The following is a 20337-nucleotide window of genomic DNA, read 5'->3' as shown; positions in this document are numbered from 1 at the left end:
AAACAGCCTGCATGAAAACGGAGGACCCCATGAATTTTTCCACCATACAGACAGCCGAGTCCCTTGCCCGGGAGTCCATGCGAACCTTCAGCCAGGGCATGGCTTACGCGGAGGAGAGCCTTCGCAACCTCTCTGAAAACCTGGATACCGATATTGCCACCACCCCCTTTGAGGTGGTGTACACCGAAGACCGAATCCGTTTGAAGCACTACTGCCCCAAGAAGACCAGGGGAAAAGGGCTCAAGACCCCGCTTCTTATTGTGTACGCCCTGATCAACCGGGAGACCATGCTGGACCTCCAGCCCGACAAGAGTGTGATCAGGAATTTCCTGGAGGAGGGCGTGGACGTCTATGTGCTGGAGTGGGGCTATCCCATGCGCAAGGACCGCTGGCTCACCCTGGAGGACCACATCGAGGGCTACATAGACCATGTGGTGGATCATATCCTGAAGACAAAGCGCCTGGCCAAGCTCAACCTCATGGGCATCTGCATGGGGGGCACCATGGGCGCAGTGTATGCCTCCCTTCACCCGGAAAAGGTGAAGAACCTCATCACCACGGTGACCCCCACCTGGTTTGACACCGAAGAGGGGCTGCTCCATCTCTGGATGAAGGAGACCCATGTGGAGCGGGTGGTGGAGGCGTGCGGTAACATGCCCGGCGACGTCATGAACCTGGGCTTTCTCATGCTTAACCCGGCCAAGCTGGTGGTGGAGAAGTACCACGGCCTCATGGCCAACCTCAACGACAAGGATTTCCTTGAGAACTTCATCCGCATGGAAAAGTGGATCTTCGACAGCCCGGACGTCCCCGGGGAGACCTTTCTGGAATTTATCACGGCTTTTTACCGGGAAAACCGCCTGCTCAACGGCAGCTTCACCCTCGGGGGCAAGGCCGTGGACGTCACCCGCATCACCATGCCCGTTTTGAACATCTACGCCAAATACGATCATCTGGTGCCTCCTTCGGCCTGCGACCGGTTTACCAAGGCCGTGGGAAGCGCCGACGTTCAGGACCTCTGCCTCGACACCGGCCATATCGGCATTTACGTGAGCTCAAAATGCCAGAGAGACTTCGTGCCCCATATCGCGGGGTGGCTCAAGGAGCGTGACGGGGCAGAGGTCCGCAAAACCAAGGGCGACAAAGAGAAGGCCACGGCCGCCGCATGATATTCGGGACCGCCCGGCGGTCCCAACGGAAGAGAGGGATGGAGATGAAACGCGATACACAGACTGACCGATCGTTTCAGGCACTGGACACCCTGTGGCACGCCCTGCAGGGGCGGGGAACCATGAATTTTTCCCCGGTGGCCACCGTCCTTGCCGCCGGGGACTGGGCCATGCATTTGGCCAACTCCCCGGCAAAGCAGACCGAGCTCTGGATGGCCCTGGCCACCCTGCCTGCCGCCCTTCAGGCAGAAAAGGCCCACGCCGTGGAGGCCGAAGGTGGCGCAGCCGACCGTCGGTTTAACGGCGAGGGCTGGGCTCAGGAGCCCTTCTGCACCTTCCGGAGCCTCTACAGCCTGGCCTGCCGGGCATGGGGCACCCTGGCCGTGGGGGTGCCCGGGGTGGAACCCCACCACGGGGAACTCATGGCCTTTATGGGGCGGCAGGTGCTGGAGCTGGGGTCTCCGTATAACTACCTGGCCACCAACCCTGAGCTGCTTCGCCTGACCCGACAGGAGAAGGGGGGGAACCTCGTGCGGGGCCTCTGCCACTACGCCGAGGACATGGGCCGCCTGTTTCAGGGCATGCCCCCGGCCGAGGCCGGTGCTTTTGAGGTGGGCCGCAATCTGGCCGTCACAGACGGGGAGGTGATCTACCGAAACCGGCTCATGGAGCTGATCCAGTACCGTCCCTCCACCCCGGAGGTGTTTGCGGACCCTGTGCTTATCGTTCCGGCCTGGATCATGAAGTACTACATCCTGGACCTTTCCGCTGAAAACTCCATGGTGAAGTACCTCGTGGACCAGGGGCACACCGTGTTCATGGTCTCCTGGAAGAACCCGGCCACAGGCGACCGGGACCTGGACCTGGAAGACTACATGGACTCAGGGATCATGGCGGCCCTGGACAAGCTGGAGGAGGTGGTGCCGGACCGAAAGGTCCACGGCGTAGGGTATTGCCTGGGGGGCACCCTCTTTGCCATCGCCGCCGCGGCCATGGCCCGGGACGGGGACGAGCGGCTTAAGAGCCTCACGCTCATGGCTGCCCAGACCGACTTCACCGAAGCCGGAGAGCTCATGCTCTTCATCGACCCGGCCCAGCTCAGCTTTCTGGAGGACATCATGCGCTTCCAGGGCTATCTGGACACCGGGCAGATGGCCGGTGCCTTTCAGCTGCTGCGGGCCTACGACCTTATCTGGTCCCAGGCCGTGGCCCGGTACTTAAAGGGCGAGCGGCGGCCCATGAACGCCCTGATGACCTGGAACGCCGATGCCACGCGCATGCCCAGCCGGATGCACAGCCGCTACCTCCGGGAGCTGTTTCTGGACAACGATTTCTCCGAGGGGCGCTTCGAGGTCAAGGGAAGGCCCGTGGTGATCAGCGACATCCATGTCCCCATCTTCCTGGTGGCCACCCAGAAGGACCACGTGGCCCCCTGGACCTCGGTGTACAAGCTCCACCTGGCCGCCGATGCCCGCAGCATCACCTTTGTGCTCACCGCAGGGGGGCACAACTCGGGCATCGTGAGCGAGCCCGGCCACCCGGGTCGATCCTACCGCATGGCCACCCGGCGGGAAGGGGAGATCTACGTCCCCCCCGAACGCTGGCTCGCCAGCACCCCCGTCAAGGAGGGCTCCTGGTGGGTGGACTGGCAGAAATGGCTCATGGCCGGGTCCGGGCAGAAAGGCGCGCCCCCGGCCCCGGGCCGGTTCTCAGGGGAGGGCGAAGGCTGCGCCGCTCCGGGGAGCTATGTCTACGGGCGGTGAGCCCGCTCAAGGTAAGGGCGGAACAAGAGCAAAACATACAAAAGCAATGCCTCCGGCGGCAAGGTGAGCCACCTTGAAAGCTGGTTGCCGAAGCGCTTTAACCCTCGTTCCTCGGGTTAAATCTCTGCGGCATTCAGGCACAACGAAAACATGTGCTTTTTGCCTGAATTCTTCGAAAAAAGTAAGGCTACATGGAGGCCTCTCATGACCACGCGTTCGGCGCAGGGCACCTGCGCAGAGTTTGCCAAGACCATCACGGAATGCGACATCAACGGATACGCCGGGATCACCGGGGATTTTAATCCCGTGCACATCAACGATGTCTATGCGGGGGCCACCCGCTTTAAAGGGCGCATCGCCCACGGCATGCTGACGGCGGGCCTTATCTCCAATGTCATCGGGACAAGGCTCCCCGGGCCCGGGACCATCTACCTGAGCCAGAATCTTACTTTCACCGCCCCGGTGAAGGTCAACGACACCATCACCGCCCGGGTGGAGGTCACCGAGCCCCCCACCAACAAAGGGCTCACCCACCTCAAGACCACCTGCACCAACCAGGACGGGACCCTGGTGCTGGAGGGCACGGCCACGGTGATCTGGCCCCGCTGACAGCCGATCCAAAAAGCCCGTCTTCTATGGGGAATGCGGGGAAAAAAAGAAGGCCTTCTATGGTTAAAGTGAGAGGAAAAAGCATGCCTCCGGCGGCGAGGTGAGCCACCTCGAAAGCTTATTGCCCTTGCACTTTGCCCTTCGTTCCTCAGGGCAAAGTGCAAGGGCCTTCGGCTCGGGCTGCGCCCGACATAAACGCTGATGGTTTATGCGGGCTGGCTCACAAGCTTCGACGTCACAGGGTACGTTGTCGCTACTTGCTCATTGTCGATTTAAGCGCACTGCCTCCGGCGGCAAGGTGGGGCACCTTGAAACCCTGTGGCGAATGAAGGCAACCATTTCGCGACAGGTTTCGGGGCATTCGCCTGATGTGTGACATGTGGCAACCGGTTTTGCAGAAAAGGCCCATGTCATTCTTCTGGAATACTGATTCGTATATACCTCGGGCTGAAAGTCTCTTCCTCAGGTGCCGGCGGGCCGTGACGTTGCCGGAGTGCGGGCCATGTTGTGCGTTACATGGTACCGTCTTGCCCTGTGATGAGGTATGATAAAGAAATAATTCATTTTGTGGAGGGTGCTTGCATCGTGCATGTACACATCTCCACAAGCATACCGCTGTGATTTCGCCCGAGGAACGAGGGGGAAAGCACAGCGGTAACCAGCTTTCAAGGTGGCTCACCTTGCCGCCGGAGGCTTTTTTTGGCTCCGCCCTTACCCTTCGTTGACCAACCCCCAAAAAACAGGAGATCAGGCCATGTCCCGTGAGATGCTCTTTTCCCCGTTTCACATCGGTCCCTTGACCCTTCCCAACCGCGTGGTGATGGCGCCCTTGACGAGGAGCAGGGCAGGGGAGGGCAACGTCCCCCATGCCCTGAATGTCGAGTATTATGCCCAGCGGGCCACGGCAGGGCTTATCATCAGCGAGGCCACCCAGATTTCGCCCCAGGGCGTGGGGTATCCCGGCACCCCCGGGATCCATTCGCCGGAGCAGGTGGCGGGCTGGTCCCAGGTGACCGGGGCCGTGCACAACAAGGGGGGGCGCATTTTTCTCCAGCTCTGGCATGTGGGGCGGGTCTCCCACCCGTCCCTTCAGCCCAACGGCGAAAAGCCGGTGGCGCCCTCTGCTATTGTCCCTGCCGGGGAGAGCTTTACCCCGACGGGCATGGCGCCTTTTGAGACGCCCCGGGAGCTGGGCTCCGAAGAGATCCCCTGCATTGTGGCCCAGTACGCCGAGGCCGCTGAGAACGCCATGGCCGCAGGCTTTGACGGGGTGGAGATCCACGGAGCCAACGGGTATCTCATCGATCAGTTTTTAAGGGACGGCACCAACCACCGGACTGATGCTTACGGTGGCTCTGTGGAGAACAGGGGGCGCTTTTTGCGGGAGGTGACCGAGGCCGTGCTGAAGGTGGTGGAGCCGGGGCGGGTGGGTGTGCGGCTCTCCCCTGAGAACAGTTTCAACGATATCCGGGACAGCCATTCCCAGGCCACCTTTGACGCCGTGGCCGAGATGCTGAGCTTCTATCGCCTGGCCTATCTCCACGTGGTGGAGGGCGATTTTGTCTCCGGGGAAACGAATCTGGATTACTCACGGCTCAAGGAGCGGTTCCGGGGGCCGTACATGGCCAACGCGGGCTACACCAAAGAGCGGGCCGAAGCGTCCCTTCGAGACGGCGTGGCCGACCTTGTCTCCTTCGGAGCCCTGTACATCGCAAACCCGGACCTGGTGGCCCGTTTTGAGCAGGACGCGCCCCTGGCCGAGCCGGACGAAACCACCTATTACGGAGGCGACGCAAAGGGTTACACCGATTACCCCTTTTTGGATCGATAGTCCGAATATTTCGTGGGAAAACGACCCGACAGAAACACGAAAATCCCTTGGTCATAGATCGATCCGTCGGAGACAAAGGGTTAAGGTGTTTAGATGTTTATTTTCTAAATTATTTTATAAAAAAAGTAGGCAAGTCGTATTCCTCGATATAGGATATCCCCGTTCGTATTCGATTCGGCAGCAGCCTCGGCCACGGTTGCCGGATCTTTATCCTTCTGGGCCGACGATGATCGAGGCAGTATGAAACTCACCTTGCGCGCACGCATGATTCTCCTTATTTGCGGAGTTGCCACCCTTGCCCTGGGCCTGACCCTCGGCACCACCCTTACCCTTTCCAAAAAACTTGCCACCGAAGAGGCCGTCTCTCTGGCAAAAGAGGCCGCCTTCCATTACGGGAGCCAGGTCCAGATCAATCTGGAAGAGGGCCTTGATAAGGCCATCACCGTGGCCCAGCTTTTTGAGGGCATCAAACAGGGGGATCCCTCCCCTTCCCGCAGCTCGTTTTCTCGCATGTTAAAGCAGGTTCTCATTAAAAACCCGGAGTTCCACTCTGTGTGGACGGGATGGGAACCGGGGGCCATGGATGGCTATGACGAGATTTTTGCCAACACCGAAGGCCATGATGCCACCGGCCGGTTTATCTGGTGCTGGTTCCGGAACGAAGCCGGCGAGTATTCAGTCAAGCCCCTTGCCAACTATGACCAGGCCGGGGCCGGGGATTATTATCTGACCGCCGTCAATACCGGGAAGGCCGTGATCACGGAGCCCTCCGAGTACATGATGGGTGGGCGGAAGGTCAATATCACCAGCCTGGTTTCTCCCGTCGCCCTGGAGGGCAAGACACTCGGGGTGGTGGGGGTGGATCTGACCCTTGATCGTATCGCGGAACAGGTTGGGGCGTTTGATGTCTTCGGCGGGGGAATCATCTCCCTGGTGAGCCATGGCGGCTCCTATGTGGCCCATCCCGATGCCTCCTTTGTGGGACGCCCCGCCGCCGAGGCGACGCCATGGATTGCCCCTTATCTTGACGCTGTCAGGAAGGGAGAGGCCTTTTCCCTTGAGAACGACTCCCGAACCCTGGGTGCGCAGGTGCTTCGCATCGGGGTGCCCGTGACCATCGGGGCCACCGGGACCCCCTGGGCTGTCATCGTCAGCATCCCCAAAGCTGCCGTTCTGGCCAAGGTCAGACGCATGATGCTGATTGGGCTGGGCATTGCCCTTGCCTCCGTTGCCTTGGTCTGGGGCATGATCTACTGGCTGACAGGCTCGATCACCGGGCCCATCCTCACCGATGTGAAGGCAGCCGAGAAGATGGCGGAAGGGGATTTTACCGTGCGGGTGACCAGCCGCCGGACCGATGAAATCGGGATCCTGGCCGATGCGTTGAACCGTATGGCAGAGGGGCTAGGAGAGATGGTGGGGGAAATCCGGGAAGGGGTGGAGATGCTGGGAGACTCCGCCACCAACCTTCAGTCTGTCTCCGGGAACATGGCGGAAACCTCCCAGGCGGTCTCCACGCGATCGGGTGACGCGGCCAGGGCGGCCGCCGAGGCGGAAAACGGGATGACCTCCATTGCCGCCGCCATGGAGCAGGCCTCGGCCAACTCCGGCATGGTGGCGGCCGCTGCCGAAGAGATGAGCGCCACCATCGGTGAAATCGCAGGCAATACGGAGCGCGCCCGATCCATCACCGACAGCGCAGTCTCTCTGGCTGATACCACCTCCGAGCGCATCGACGAACTCGGTCGGGCAGCCCAGGAGATCAGCGCGGTGACCGAGGCCATCACCGAGATCTCCGAGCAGACCAACCTCCTGGCCTTGAACGCCACCATTGAGGCGGCCCGTGCCGGGGAGGCCGGAAAAGGGTTTGCCGTGGTGGCGGGCGAGATCAAGGCACTGGCCATGCAGACAGCGGACGCCACCGACGACATCCGTAAGCGGATCACGGGGATCCAGGTTACCTCCGGTGACGCGGTTACGGCCGTGGATGAGATCCGGGGCGTGATCCGGGAGGTGGCGGGCATCGTCTCCGGCATTGCTTCCGCTGTGGAGGAGCAGTCAGCCACCACCCGGGAGATCACCGGCAATATCGCCCAGGCCGCCGACGGGCTTACGGAGATCAGCAACGGCGTCCAGACCAGCACCCATCTTACCGAAAAGATTAACGGTGACATCCAGGCGGTGAACCGACATGCCAGAGCACAACACCAACCCGGTGCACCATCGCCAAATCCCATGCCTCCTCCCTGGAGGAGCTCTCTCGGCACCTCGAAAACCTGGTCTCCCGGTTTCATATTTAACCTTTGAACATGAAGCGCCCGGCCGCCTATCGTTATCTGTATCGAATCCGGCAGGCGGGGGGCGCTTTACAAGGCGCGCGGTGGGACGTGGTTTACTCCTGATGACGCGTCCGGGTTGTTGTGCAGGCGCTCCCCCCATTCCTGATGACGAAGCTGCCGTTCAGAGCGCGTGATCGATGCCTTGGGGCTGCGGCTCGTCAAAGGTGGCGCAGGGCTTGAACCGCGCAGCATCAAATACCGCGATATCCGCATGGTGGCCGGGCTTGATCAGGCCTCGGTCCGAGACGTTCACACGGCGTGCAGGGACCGAGGTCAGGCGGCGGATGGCCTCTTCCAGGGGCAGGATCTGCCGTTTGGTTACAAATTCGTCGAGGAAGAGGGGAACCCAGTCAAAGGTGTGCAGCGAGCAGGGGAGCTGGGAGAGAAGGCCCTCGGAGGCCATGGCAAACCCGTCGGAAATGCAGGGGCACTCCGGGTCCTGAAGGGCCACGGTCACGTCGTCGTACGAGAAACTCCGGGAGGTCCACAGGGCGCTCCTGAGTCGTTCACCTTCCTTGATCATGATGTCAAAGGCGCAGTCGAGGGCCGGGCGGTTTAGTTTTTCCGAGATCTCCTCAAAGGACAGGCCCACAAGCTCCGGTGAGTTCGCGGCGTTCAGCAGCCACACCTTGTCCCATTTCTCTTCCCTTACAATCTGCCAGACCGGCTTGAGTTCCCCCTTTATCTTCTGGCGCAGGGCAGGGTCCTGCAATCGTTTGATGGCGTCCTGGGGCGAGCCTTCGGTGGCCCAGGTGGGCAGGATGGCTGCGATGTTGGTGTGGTTGAGGTTCACGCCCATCACGTCCATGTAGACGTTGATGCCCTCTTTCCGGGCGTTGAGCACGGCATCCAGGATGCGTTGCATGCCGTTGTCCGGGCGCCCGTTCTTCGGTGGTGGCGAGGAAGACCTGCATGGTTACCCGGTGTTGCGCGCCAGGGCAATGGCCTCATCAATGCCGGACGGTCGTCGTACCGGGCCGCAGTTGCGGGAGTGCATGGCGGCGACGCCGTTATGCCTGGCCACCACCGCGCAGAGCCGCTCCAGCTCCTCCACGGCGGATGAAAACCCGGGTTCGTACTCCAGGCCGAAGGAGAGGCCCACGGCGCCCTGCTCCAGGCACTTTTCGAGCATCTCCTCCATGGCGGTGATCTCATCGTTTCCGGCCTGCCCCTGGGGGTATTTCATGCAGTTGATGCGCAGGGCGCCGTGTCCCACCATGGAGGCCACGTTAAGGCCCAGGGCTTGCCTTTCCATGGTGTCCAGGTAGGTACCGAAGCTGTCCCAGTCCACGGGGGACAGCAGGGGCAGCGGGCAGTATTTTTTCATGTTCTCGACGTTTTCGTACGGGGCGACGCTGGCGCCGCATTGGCCGCACACCTCGAAGGTGACCCCCTGGCGTACCTGGCTCTGGGCGCTGCCGTCGGCAAGGAGGACGGTGTCGGAGTGGGTGTGGATGTCGATGAAGCCCGGGCTGACGATTCGGCCGCTTACATCCACGGTTGTTTTGGCCTCGGTGTCGTCCAGGCGGCCGATGCAGGTGATTTTGTCGCCGGTGATGCCGATATCCCCTTGGTAGGCAGGGGATCCCGTGCCGTCTATGATGGTTCCGTTTGTCAGTTTGATGTCAAGCATAAGTGTCTCCTTGGAAAAACCCCGCAGGGTGTTGATCGTTCAGTCACGTGCCTTTCCGTGAAAAGGGCGCGGCTCAGTTGCCTTTTGCGTCTGCCAGGGTGCCCGGGGCCGAGGTGACGGGCGCCGGGTTGTGTCGGGCGAGCAGGATCAGGGCTGCCGACACGGCAAAGCAGCCCGCAGACATAAGAAAGGCGAGGTTGTAGCTGCCGAAAGAGGTAAAGGCCCATCCGTAGACATAGGAGCCTGTCCCCCCGATGATGGCGCCGACGAAGATGCCGACGCTGATGAGGGTGGCCAGGGGCTTGGTTCCGAACATGTCCCCCAAAAGGGCCGTCCAGATGGGGTAAAAGAAGGAGGGGATCAGCCCGAAAAGGAGCATGGCGGCCACGAACCCGAAAAGGGAGGAGACCTGCGTGAAGGTCAGGCAGAGCAGCAGGCCTGTCACCAGGGCCACGATGCTGACGGGCTTTTTGCCGAACCGGTCGCTCAGGGCGCCCCCTAAGAGCATGCCCACGACGGCGAGGATGGAAAGAGCGAACATGGCAGCCGTGATGGCGGTCTTGGCCGATGCGGGGGCAACCCCGCTTTGCCTGGCGATATCGAACCCCCAGCTTGCCACATGGGCCACAAGGCCCATCCCGGGGAAGTTGAAGGCTGTGTAGGCCAAGGCAACGCACCAGAACGAGGGGGTCTTCAGGGCTTCCTTGACGGTCCACTCCCGGGCGGAGGCGGCGGTGCCTTCGGTGGCGGCCATGCGTTCGGCGTGTTGTTCTGCCGAGACCCCGTCCGGGTAGAGGCCCATGACCGCCGGGGAGCGTTTGACCACAAGGGAGAGGATCATGATCAGGGCCCCGGCCGTAAGGCCCAGATAAAGCCAGGCCGTTCTCCAGCCCCAGGTTTCGATCATGGCGGGGATGAGAAAACTCACGATGGCCAGGCCGCAGGCCGAGCCCAGGCTTGTGATGGCAATGGCCAGGGCCCCCTTTTCCTGGAACCACACCCGGGCCGCTGCCACGCCGGGCACAAAGTAGGCAAAGGAGACCCCGAGCCCCAGGATCACCCCGTAAAAGAGCTGGAACTCAAAGGTGGTGCCCACCCCGGAGAGGAGGAAGATCCCGACGGAGATGAGGGCCCCGCCGATCAGCATGGGGAGCCTGGAGCCGAACTTGTCGACCAGGACCCCCACCAGCAGCGAGGCGCAGGCATAGACCCAAAGGTGAACGGTCATGCCGAAACCGAGGGTGGCTCGGTTCCATCCCAGCTCGGCCTCCAGGGTGGGCATGAAAATGGTGAGGGAATAGCGGCTCATGGCCGTCAGAAGAACGATGAGGGAGCAGGCGGCCACCACCCACCATCCGTAGAATAGTTTGGGTTTTGTATCTTGTGTCATAAAGAGTCCTTGTGTTGGGTTTTCGGAATGCTTTTTGCCGGCGCCTTACAGGATGTAGTAAGACAGGGCAAAGGTCGCCTTGGTGGCGATGTTGCTCTGGTTTTCCCCTTCCAGGCGCATGTCCACGGCGCCTAAGCTGATGCCTGCCCGGACCCTGTTGGTGATCCACCAGTCCGTGTCCAGAGTGTACTCCAGGGCGTAGTCCCCCTTGTCAAAGCCGATGTTCTGGCCTGCAAAATCCCATCCGAAATAGAGGGGCATGCCGTGGCCCCTCTCCGAGGTGCCCGTGATGTAGCTGGCGCCGATGTCCATAAGGATGCCCTTGTAAAGACGGATGCCCTTGAGCCCCAGGTTCACCCCGGCGGTGCCCTGGCCGGTTTTGGTGACGGCGCCCACGGATATCCGCATCGGTGGCCAGGGTGGTGGCCTTGAGACCCCGGGACTGGGGACCGCTGAGCACGGGGAGTACCTCGATGCCGTTGTCTGTGTTGGCGTCGTTGCCGCTGCCGTACCATCCGGAGAGGACGGTGGTGAACTTGCCGGGGATGGTGTGCTGGACCTTGAGGGTGGCCAGGTAGCCTTCGGCCTCTTCATGGCGGGTCTCCGACTGCACCGTGCCGCAGATCAGGTCCGCTCCGAGGTAGAGATTTTCCGTCGGGGTGTAGGAGAGGGGGAGGCCGAACCAGTACCCGTCGGCGTCGGTGGTGGGGGTGAAGAAGACCCCCTGGCCGGGGTGGCTGCGCTTGCCGAAGTTTCGCATGTAAATGGTGGTGTCCTTGCCGATGTCCGAGTACATGGCGTAGGGCATGGCGGTGAGTTTGCCCAGGGAGAACCAGCCGTCGATGGCCCCGATTTCGATGTTGCCGTTGTCTCCCTTGAAGGGGTCGCGGGTGGGGCGTGCCCAGAGCATGCGGACTCCGCCCTCTTTGCCCCTGTCGTAGCGTGTCACCAGGGCCGCCACGTCGTCGAAGAAGATGGGGGAGTGAAAGGCGGCCGTGGGCAGGGTGAGCTGGCCCTGAAGGCCGATATCAAAGAAAAAATGGGTGTCGGGAATCTGGGCCTTGGCATAGAGCCGCCGGGTCTCCACGTTGACGCCGTCGGTACCCAGGGCGCCGCCTGCCCCCTGGCCCACGCTGCCCAGGGAGTCGTTGCCCCAGGGGATGTAGCCGATTTCAACCTGGGCCACGCCCGAGGCATACGGGTTGATCTTGGCCTCGACTTCCGTGCGGAGGCGGCTGTGGACGGTGAAGGGGTCCACGATGTTGGCATCGGGGTTGAACTCGGTGTTTCCGAGGTAAAACGCCTGGTTTGTCAGTTCCGCCTGAACCTTGAACTCCGTTGCGCCCGTCCCCCGGGCAGTGACACACATGGCAAGGCACAAGGTGCCGCACACGAGGTGTTTCAGGTACTTCATACTCTCCATCATTGCGTTTCTCTCCTGATACGCTGAGCTGCTGGACACAGCTGGTGTCTCGAAAAATTCACAAATACAAAAAAATAGATTTACCTTCGAAAAGGGGTGGCCTCCTTCCTCAGCCCCTTTTTTCAGTCACGTGAAACCTGTTTTGTGGGATGACGGGGTTAAGAGCAAAGTGCGTGCCGAATTGTGGAAAACGGCGTTTTTTATGGTGGCTGGGGGCGTGCCTGGAGAGGTTTGTTTTGAAAACACGAATGGTTGTTGTGAGGGAACGTTGGCGGGGATGAAAAAAGGATGTTTACATGGAGAAGTTCCTTTGTGTAGGGTGAATCAATAAAACTGTACGTTGTCTAAAAAAGTATAAATCAGTTTACAATTTATTGGACAATCAGGAGGGGCGATGGAGGACCTGGGCATGGTTGCTGCCACGGATGTGTTGGGGGAGTGTGAGGGGCTGATCAACGAGATCGTCACGCAGGTCGGCATCGAGGTGACCCCGAGGACCCTGGAGCGGCTCGACACCGTGATGGGGCTGCTCCATGCCTACGAGGTCCGCAGTAAAGGAGAGGCGGAGCAGCTGGCCTATATCGAGCTTGTCCTGGCGGTTCAGGACGTCTGCATCTACCTCAGCAAAGGGCTGAGGCAGGCCCTGTCCCTGTGCCGCGTGGCCATGGAGCTTGTGATTGAACGCGGGGATCTGCGACTGAAATCCATCCTGACCCTTGCCCAGGGCATGCTGCACTGCCTTGTGGGAGAGCCCTTTTCCGGGGCGGGCTCTTCCCTTGCCGAGTGCATCGACACCATTCATATCTTAGGGGACAGGGATATCCGGCTGCGCTCGTCCATTTTTCTCTGCCCCCTCTATTTTTTCCGTGGGGACATGCGGAAACTCCTCCACCATCACAACATGGCCGCCTTTCATCCCCCCTTATGGAATTGCCGGTTCCTCAGCGAGATCTTTCCCCTGGCCTCCTGCGGGGCAGCGCATCTCATGGGCAATTTTCCCCTGGCGTTGGGCATCGCGGATTCAGGCTACCAGAGAGCGAGGCTCCTGGGCCTGGAGGTGGCCGAGGTGTGGTGGCGGCTTCAGTATTGCGCGGTGCTCATGCCTGTTAAGGGCAAGGAACAGGAGATCGAGGCCCACCTCCGGCGGGTCGAGGAGATCGTGACGCCGGCACAGCACACCGCGGTATACGCCGGGTTGCTTCAGGTCAAGGCCTGTTATTGCTTCAGCCGCGGCGAGATTTCCAAGGCATACGAGTGCATGGGCTCCTGCTTTGAGACGGTTCGGCGATACGGGATCCCAAAGCCGGTATTCGGCCCTGCAAACACCCTGGAGATTTGCGTGGAGTTCCGTCGCAGGGGGTATCCGGCTTTTCCGGGGGTTGATCTGGAGCATGAGCTGGACCGGGCACTGGAGGGGGAGAACAAGGTCCTGACCGGCATCGCCCTTCGGGCCCGGGGGTTGTTCGCCTTTGACGCGGGGGCTCCCCGCTCATCGGTGGCGCGGCACCTCCGGTTGAGCGCAAAGACCTTCCATGAAGCAGGCTGCCTTTTGTACCAGGCCCCCACCGAGGCGATGCTGGAGGCGTTGAACCGAGCAGAGAAGCAGCGGGAGGCTGCTGTCCCAGAGAGGTGTCGATCAAAAAAGAGACCCCTCTGGAGATGCCCAAGCCGGCCAACCTGATGCGGCAGTGTGCGGGAGCGCTGAAAGACATGCCGTCCCGGGGGGACACGGTCGATTACTTTCAGGATCTTGTCTGCCTGGTTCAGCGGGAGTTCGCTGCCGAGCGCGTGGTTCTTTTGCGTCTTGGTGAGAAGGGAGAGGTGGGGTACGTGACGGGGTGCAACTTACCCCGGGCCCGGGTCGACCACCGACCTGACCCGGTGATCCCTCGCTTTGACGAGGCGCTGAGGCTGGGCAAGATCCGCCGCATCGAAACCGAGGCGGTGGCTTCTGTCTGCATTCCCTTGCAGGTGGAGGACGGCCGGTCCCTGCTTCTCTACGCCGAGAGCAAACACACCCGTGACGTCTTCAGGCAGACCCTTGATGCCGTCAACGATGAGCTGGCGCTGGTCCTCTCTGCCGAGGTCCGTTCGGCCCTGGGCTTCCATGAGGCGCGGGAGGCCAAGCGCATCCGGCCCCAGTACCAGGGCTCTTCAGCGCCTGTGTACTACGGGGAGTTGATGCAGTCGATTCTGCAGCAGGCAAACCAGGCCGCGGTCACCGATGCGACGGTTCTGATTTTAGGGGAGACCGGGGTCGGCAAAGAGCTTTTTGCCAGGTATATCCACGAGGCCAGCGGAAGGGAGGGGGCTTTTATTCCGGTGCACCCGGCCAGCATGGCGGAATCGCTCTTTGAAAGTGAGCTCTTCGGCCATGAAAAGGGGGCCTTTACCGGGGCGGTGAAGCAGAAGACGGGCTTTTTTGAGATGGCCAACGGGGGGACCCTGTTCATCGACGAGGTGGGGGAGATCCCTTTGTCTCTTCAGGTCAAGCTCCTTCGGGTGTTGCAGGACAGGAAGTTCACCCGCGTCGGAGGGACCCGGGCCATCCATTCCAAGTTCCGGCTGGTGGCGGCCACCAACAGGGATTTGACCCAGGAGGTGAAAAAGGGGCGCTTTCGCGAGGACCTTTTCTACCGGCTCTTTGTGGTGCCCCTGACCCTGCCCCCGCTTCGGCAGCGGGGAAAAGACATCTCCTACATGGCCAGGATCTTCCTCGATCACTTTGCCAAGCGCTACAACAAAGCTTTGCCCGAGTTGACTCCGGGTCAGATCAAGGGGCTGGAGAGTTACCCCTGGCCCGGCAACATCCGGGAGCTCAAAGGGGTGGTGGAGCGGGCCGCCATCCTTTCAAACGGCGAAACACTGGAGTTCATGCTGCAGTCCGCCGAGTCCTCCGGGGGCCAGGCAGACCCGGCCCGGGGCGAAGGCGGCCCGACCCTCTACGACGACCTGCCCACCCTCAAGGAGCTTCAGCGGCGGTACCTCCGGCACGTGATGACCCTGTCCGAGGGCAACATCGCACGGGCCGAGGAGGTTCTGGGGGTCAAGCGCTCCACCCTTTACGCCCAGCTCAAGCGGTTCGGCCTGACCAGGAAACGATGGGGGGACGGGGACGCTTGAGACCCTGTGCGGGATGTTACTGCACCGGCGCCGTAAGCCGGGCAGCACGGGCTGCAAACCGGAACCAAAAGGGTTTGTTATCCAGCTCGTTGGGGGTCATGAGGCGGGAGTGGGCAAAATCCTCTTTGAGCATGGCCTCCACTTCGGCGGCAAAGGGGGCATCCACCACCAGGGCGGAGATCTCGAAGTTGAGCCGGAAGGAGCGGTTGTCGAGGTTGGCCGTGCCCACCACCGCGGCTTCGCGGTCCACGAGCATCACCTTCTGGTGGAGGAACCCTTTCTGATACCGAAAGATCTTGATGTCCGTGCCCTCGAGGTCCCGCAGGAAGGTAAAGGCCGTGAGGTAGACGAGCTTGTGATCCGGGTCGTCGGGGATGAGGATCTTTACCTCCACGCCCCTTAAATCGGCAAGCTTCAGGGCGGCGATGATCCCCTCGTCCGGGACAAAGTAGGGGCTGGCGATCCAGATCCGTTCCCTGGCTGTGGTGATGGCTTCCAGGAACATGAGACCGGTGGTCTCCTGGGGATCCGCCGGGGAGGAGGGGATGATGTGGACCACTTTGTCCCCCTGCCGCGTGAGGGCGGCCAGCCAGTCAAGCTCCACAAAGCTGCGGGTGGCCCAGTACCAGTCCTCGAGGAAGGCGAGCTGCACGGCAAGGACGGATGGGCCCACGATGCGCACGTGGGTGTCCCGCCAGTGACCGAATTTGGGGGAGAGGCCCAGGTACTGGTCTCCCACGTTGTGGCCTCCGACCCAGGCCGTGGTGCCGTCGGTTACCACGATTTTGCGGTGGTTGCGGAAGTTGAGCTGGAAGCGGTTGCCCCGGCCCTGGGTGGTGCCGAAGGCCGAAACCTCGACCCCTGCTTCGCGCAGAGCGTTTAAGTAGCTCCGGGGCAGGGCGTGGCAGCCGATTTCGTCGTAAAGGAAATAGACATCAATGCCTGCCCGGGCCCTTTCGATCATCTTGTCCCTGAGGCGCTGGCCCAGCCCGTCGTTTTTGACGATGAAAAACTGGACGAGGATGTACTCTTTGGCCGCATCCATGCCCGCAAAGATGCTCTCAAAGGTCTGGTCCCCGTCGATGAGCAGCTCCACGTCGTTGCCTGTGGTCATGGGCAGCTCGGTCATGCGGGTGAGGACCCGGTGGCTCCCCCGGGGATCTTTGGGCGTTACGAGAAAGCTGTCCCCTGCGGCTTCCACCTCCGGCTCCAGGGCCAGCAGCTCTTCGTCCACCCGGTGGCGGGCCGTGGTGTAGCCCTGGAACTCACTGCGGCCGAAGACCCAGTAGAGGGGAACGGCCAGGTAGGGAAAGGTGTTGAGGGAGACGGCCCAGGCAACGGCCCCCTGGGCGGTGCGGGTCTCCATGATGGCGTGGACCGAGGTCCAGGCCCCGATGCCGTGGGCGACGGCCGAAATGGTGAGAAAGGCGGAGAGGCGAACCAGCCATCGTTTTAAACGGGACTTTTTTTTGACGGGTGCTGTGGCGTCAGCCTGGGGTGCAGCCTTTTCAGGCGGCGTGGGGTGATTGTCCATGGGGCAGCTCCCTGGTGGGCTGTCGGGTGTGAAGAAGAAAGACCGGGTGAGTGAACAGTGGCCTGAAAACATTCACCAAAGAATATCTTTGATTGATGCCTGAAGTAAAGGGGCTTTGTGTGGGGCTCCGTGGATGGAGGGAAGGGAGGCGGGGCTTTGTGAATCGTTCCCAGGCAGGGCCTGGGAACGAAGCAAGGGGCATCACGTCTGCCCTGGCGTGTTATTTTTTCAACGCGGCCAGGCGGTCGGCGATGGAGCTGGTGGCCGGGGCGGAACCGCCCGCCTCTTTCATGGCCGAGGCGATGAGGTCGTTCTCTTTTTCGGCCTTGCCGGGGGCCAGGAGTTTGGCCTTCATGCGGGCGGCCTCGGCTTTGGCGTTGGCCTCATCGGCGTTTTTGCGCATGGCGGAGAGGGCACTGCCCAGCTGGTCGGACTCCTCGCGCAGCCCGGCGAGTTTGGCGGCGCGTTCCGCTGAATCTTTGGCCCGCTCTTCCCGGACCTTGGCCCGTTTCATGTCCTGAACCGCTTTTTCAAGGCTCTTCTTGGCGGTTTTCAGCTTTTCGGCGGAAAGGGACGCCACCTCTTCGAGCTCTTCCATGAAGGCCTTGGCTTCCACGGCTTCCTGCTCTTCCACTTCCATCTCAGGCTGCATCTCTTCGAGGAGCTGTACCAGCTCGGTGAGGGCCTTTTCAGCGTCGGCGTTTCCCGGTTCCTCTGCAAGGCGTGTCTGAAGGATCTCAGCTGCCTTGAGGCGCTGGTCGTAAAGGCCCTTGATGGCGTCTGCTTCGGCTTGCTCTTTCTTGTATACCTGGCGGGCCTCTCCCACTTCCTGGACCAGCTTGTTGAGCCGTTTTTCCATCTGCTCAAGCTCTGCCTTGGAGGCGGTTTCGGGGTCCCAGGAGGCCAGGATCTGGACAATGCTCTGCCCTACGTTTTCGCTCTTTTTTTTGCCGAATGATGTCACAAAACTGAAAAAACCCATGGAATGTTACTCCTTATCTGTCATGGTTGCGGGATGCGATAATCAAATTATAAAACAGCCTCCGTCAGCGAATGCCACACCCCGAGGCCCGAGGGGGTTGAGTCTTCGTGAACCAGGGGATTGTCCACCGGCTTAGTATTTGACGGAGATGGACTCGGGGATCACATCGATGCCGGTGGAGATCCGGACGAGGGCACTTCCGTCGGTGTTCTCTTCCCTGGAGACCAGAATGTACTCGGCCATCTCGCTTTCCTCGTCGATCCAGCGGCCGTAGAGCATGGCAGCGTGGTCAAGGGAGACGGTCTTGTCTCCGAAGCGGTCGAGGAAGAGGGTTTCGCTGAATTCGTTGGGCTCCATGCGGCCCTCGCCGTCTCCCCAGGCCCGGTCGTAGAGGTTGCCCTCTTTGTCTTCAAAGGCGGGGAGCCCGATGTAGCCGTCTTCGTCCCCGATCCAGAAGGCCCATTCCTCTTCGGATTCGGGGTACACCTCGTCCAGGCAGGCAAAGAGGCGGCACTCTTCGATGCCGTCGCCTTCCACCACCTGGAGCATGGATTTGGCTTCGGGGTCATCGGTCGACTCCAGGTAGAACCGATGGGCCATATACTCGTCCAGGTCGATGGCGCCCAGCGATGATCATGGTACTCGGCCCCGGGTCGGGGCTGGGTGATGGCTTCGCCGTGGATGAGAAACGGAGTGGTGTCCAGCGCCAGGCTGCTGCCCAGATGGATCTGGAGGGGCAACTGGGTGTCCACGGGTTCCTTTTTCCCCTTGGTGAACGTCTCCTTTGCGGTGTCCATTCCGGTGACGGCCTTGAACAGGTTAAATACTCCCGAAACAAACCCTGAAACGTAATTTAGCGGTCCAACCCGTTGGTTCGCCTCTGGATTTCGGGCTTGCTCTCCATGATGGCAAAGGAGAGGGCGTCCATGGCTTCGGGGCCGTATTGCCGGGCCCAGTCCGTGCGGACCACGAGAACGGCGGAAACGGCGATGCTCTCGACGTCACTGCCCAGGATAAATCCTTTCTGGAGTCCCGGGTAGGTTTTGGACGGGATGGTGACAAACTCGTAGATGCGGTTCCAGTTGCGGTCCCGGGCGTCGTTGAAGTCCCAGTCGTCCACCTGGACGAGGCGGATTTTTTTGGTCTCTTTGGCCACGGCTTCGGCCCTGGCCAGAAGGTCCGAGTTAAGGCCGGAGACAAACATCATGACGGCCCTGGGGTTGTTGATGACCTGCTGCAGGGCCTCGTCGTAGCTGGCGTTCTGGGTCCGGATCTTTCGGTACCCTTTGTCCTGCAGGCAGAGGCCTTCCCAGGTCATGGCCGTGCCCGAGCCCCGTGGGCCGATGTAGAGGATGTGCTCTCCGTCGGGCTCGATGTCCTGAACGGTCTGGATTCCCGACTTCCGATTGGCGATCATCTGCACCACCTCCGGGTAGAGGGCCACCTGCTCGGAGGCGGCAAGGGGCATTTTGGGAAAGCTGCGCTGGAACACCTCAAAGGCATCGGACTGGACGATGGCGGCGTCCACTTCCTTGGCAACCAGAAGGCGCAGGTTTTCCATGGAGCCTGCGGTGGTCCGCAGGTTCACGTCAACGGACGGGGCCGACTCCTTCAGCATGGTTCCGAAGGCCGTGTAGTTGCCGCCTGGTGATGCGGTGGCCAGGGTGAGGGTGGGCCTGTCCACGCTCTTACTGGCAAGGGCTTCGGCGGAGAGGGCCACTTCCGGGGGCATGCCCTCGGGCAGGTAGCCGGATTGCCTGGGGGTGCCGTCCAGGGTGGCCACCCTGGCGTCGAGTTCGTTGAGCTTGGCCCGCAATTGAGCGTCGTCTTGGGCCATGCGATCGGCCTCCTGGCGCCACTGGCGGTAGCCGGGGTCGTCGGCGTGGTGGTAGGCCATGGCGTAGCTGTTCCGGCTTCCCAGGTTGTCCAGGACCATCCACCAGACCATGGCGTCCCACATGCCGAAGTGGGACCGGCTCCGGTAGGCGTAGCGCGGAGGCGTCCAGCCCCGCCCGCGGTAGTAGCTGTTTCGGCGCTGGTAATGGGTGCGATAGTCAAAGTCGCTGTATGTTTTTGTCTTTCGGTAGATGGGGTTTGATGCATAGGAGGAGGCCTTGACGGCCTCACTCTTCTGTTTGAACTTGCCCGTTTCCTTCTTGTAGGCAGAATAAGACGCTGCGGCCTTTTTTTTCTTCAGGGCCGTGGCGGTCTTTTTGTCAAAGGAAGAGGTGCTGGTGAACTTCTTTTTCGGGGGCGTTGCCCCGGGCTTGCTGTAACCGCTTGCCGAACTTTTTTTGGGGGCCGCCACCGACTGCTTCGGCTGGGTGCTTCCCGGTTTGGTGTAGCCGGACGACTTCTGGGTCGTTTGTTTGGTTTTCTGCTTTCCATATATGCCGCCGCCGTCCCGTTGGCCCCATACCTTTTTGCTGGGGCTGGACCATTATGTAGCTGGAACTCTTCGAGAAAGAAGAGGAGGAGGAGTGGCTGGAATAGCTGGAGCGGCTTGACCGGCTGGAGCGACTGGATCGCCTGGCGTCGGCA

The 20337-nt window shown here is 61.2% G+C and carries 17 protein-coding genes; 8 read left to right on the top strand and 9 right to left on the bottom strand.

The window, feature by feature from the left end:
- The first annotated feature begins 29 nt into the window (after positions 1 to 29).
- The 5 genes from phaC (at position 30) to ACOYW2_RS22295 (ending at position 7679) form a co-directional block, all read left to right on the top strand.
- Positions 30 to 1169 (top strand): class III poly(R)-hydroxyalkanoic acid synthase subunit PhaC, encoded by a 1140-nt coding sequence (phaC, locus tag ACOYW2_RS22315; protein ID WP_482768035.1) that lies wholly within the window; start codon positions 30 to 32, stop codon positions 1167 to 1169.
- A gap of 44 nt (positions 1170 to 1213) precedes the next feature.
- Complete coding sequence (locus ACOYW2_RS22310) at positions 1214 to 2932, top strand: PHA/PHB synthase family protein (protein ID WP_482768034.1); 1719 nt, start codon at positions 1214 to 1216, stop codon at positions 2930 to 2932.
- Between the two features lie 204 nt (positions 2933 to 3136).
- Positions 3137 to 3541: a MaoC family dehydratase gene (locus ACOYW2_RS22305; RefSeq protein WP_482768033.1), complete on the top strand. Its 405-nt coding sequence runs from the start codon at positions 3137 to 3139 to the stop codon at positions 3539 to 3541.
- 754 nt (positions 3542 to 4295) lie between these two features.
- Positions 4296 to 5372 carry an alkene reductase gene (locus ACOYW2_RS22300; protein ID WP_482768032.1) on the top strand — a complete coding sequence of 359 codons (1077 nt, stop codon included), beginning with the start codon at positions 4296 to 4298 and terminating at the stop codon, positions 5370 to 5372.
- Between the two features lie 240 nt (positions 5373 to 5612).
- Positions 5613 to 7679 (top strand): methyl-accepting chemotaxis protein, encoded by a 2067-nt coding sequence (locus ACOYW2_RS22295; RefSeq protein ID WP_482768031.1) that lies wholly within the window; start codon positions 5613 to 5615, stop codon positions 7677 to 7679.
- A 153-nt stretch (positions 7680 to 7832) separates the two neighbouring features.
- Here the strand turns inward: ACOYW2_RS22295 and ACOYW2_RS22290 are convergent, their stop codons facing one another.
- From ACOYW2_RS22290 to ACOYW2_RS22270, 5 genes are all read right to left on the bottom strand, one after another.
- The gene (locus ACOYW2_RS22290) at positions 7833 to 8576 is read right to left on the bottom strand and encodes an amidohydrolase family protein (protein ID WP_482768030.1); all 744 of its coding nucleotides are present in this window, start codon (positions 8574 to 8576) and stop codon (positions 7833 to 7835) included.
- 51 nt (positions 8577 to 8627) lie between these two features.
- Entirely contained in the window at positions 8628 to 9344 is a 717-nt protein-coding gene (locus ACOYW2_RS22285; protein ID WP_482768029.1) for an amidohydrolase family protein, read from the bottom strand.
- Between the two features lie 73 nt (positions 9345 to 9417).
- Entirely contained in the window at positions 9418 to 10734 is a 1317-nt protein-coding gene (locus tag ACOYW2_RS22280) for an MFS transporter (protein WP_482768028.1), read from the bottom strand.
- 45 nt (positions 10735 to 10779) lie between these two features.
- Positions 10780 to 10995, bottom strand: a complete 216-nt coding sequence (locus tag ACOYW2_RS22275) for a hypothetical protein (protein ID WP_482768027.1) — start codon at positions 10993 to 10995, stop codon at positions 10780 to 10782.
- Complete coding sequence (locus ACOYW2_RS22270) at positions 10946 to 12160, bottom strand: alginate export family protein (RefSeq protein WP_482768026.1); 1215 nt, start codon at positions 12158 to 12160, stop codon at positions 10946 to 10948. Before ACOYW2_RS22270 ends, ACOYW2_RS22275 begins: the two co-directional genes overlap by 50 nt.
- 391 nt (positions 12161 to 12551) lie before the next feature.
- Between ACOYW2_RS22270 and ACOYW2_RS22265 the strand changes: the two genes are divergently transcribed.
- Together ACOYW2_RS22265 and ACOYW2_RS22260 are read left to right on the top strand one after the other, a co-directional pair.
- A complete protein-coding gene (locus ACOYW2_RS22265) occupies positions 12552 to 13838 on the top strand; it encodes a hypothetical protein (RefSeq protein WP_482768025.1) in 1287 nt (428 codons plus the stop codon).
- Positions 13787 to 15280: a sigma-54 interaction domain-containing protein gene (locus ACOYW2_RS22260; RefSeq protein ID WP_482768024.1), complete on the top strand. Its 1494-nt coding sequence runs from the start codon at positions 13787 to 13789 to the stop codon at positions 15278 to 15280. Before ACOYW2_RS22265 ends, ACOYW2_RS22260 begins: the two co-directional genes overlap by 52 nt.
- A 16-nt stretch (positions 15281 to 15296) precedes the next feature.
- On the opposite strand, the gene cls is transcribed toward ACOYW2_RS22260, so the two are convergent.
- From cls to ACOYW2_RS22245, 3 genes are all read right to left on the bottom strand, one after another.
- Positions 15297 to 16814: a cardiolipin synthase gene (cls, locus tag ACOYW2_RS22255; protein ID WP_482418137.1), complete on the bottom strand. Its 1518-nt coding sequence runs from the start codon at positions 16812 to 16814 to the stop codon at positions 15297 to 15299.
- Positions 16815 to 17034: 220 nt separating this feature from the next.
- Entirely contained in the window at positions 17035 to 17796 is a 762-nt protein-coding gene (locus ACOYW2_RS22250) for a hypothetical protein (protein ID WP_482418136.1), read from the bottom strand.
- A gap of 132 nt (positions 17797 to 17928) precedes the next feature.
- Positions 17929 to 18396, bottom strand: coding sequence for a DUF2491 family protein (locus ACOYW2_RS22245; protein ID WP_482768023.1), 468 nt, complete (start codon positions 18394 to 18396; stop codon positions 17929 to 17931).
- Positions 18397 to 18425: 29 nt separating this feature from the next.
- Between ACOYW2_RS22245 and ACOYW2_RS22240 the strand changes: the two genes are divergently transcribed.
- Positions 18426 to 18641 (top strand): hypothetical protein, encoded by a 216-nt coding sequence (locus ACOYW2_RS22240; protein ID WP_482768022.1) that lies wholly within the window; start codon positions 18426 to 18428, stop codon positions 18639 to 18641.
- Between the two features lie 8 nt (positions 18642 to 18649).
- On the opposite strand, the gene ACOYW2_RS22235 is transcribed toward ACOYW2_RS22240, so the two are convergent.
- Positions 18650 to 20104, bottom strand: coding sequence for a TAXI family TRAP transporter solute-binding subunit (locus tag ACOYW2_RS22235; RefSeq protein ID WP_482768021.1), 1455 nt, complete (start codon positions 20102 to 20104; stop codon positions 18650 to 18652).
- Between the last annotated feature and the right edge of the window lie 233 nt (positions 20105 to 20337).

The sequence above is a fragment of the Desulfoluna sp. CLI2B genome (assembly GCF_056847375.1).
Note: the sequence above shows the minus strand (reverse complement) of the source record. Positions and strands in the feature narration are given on the sequence as shown.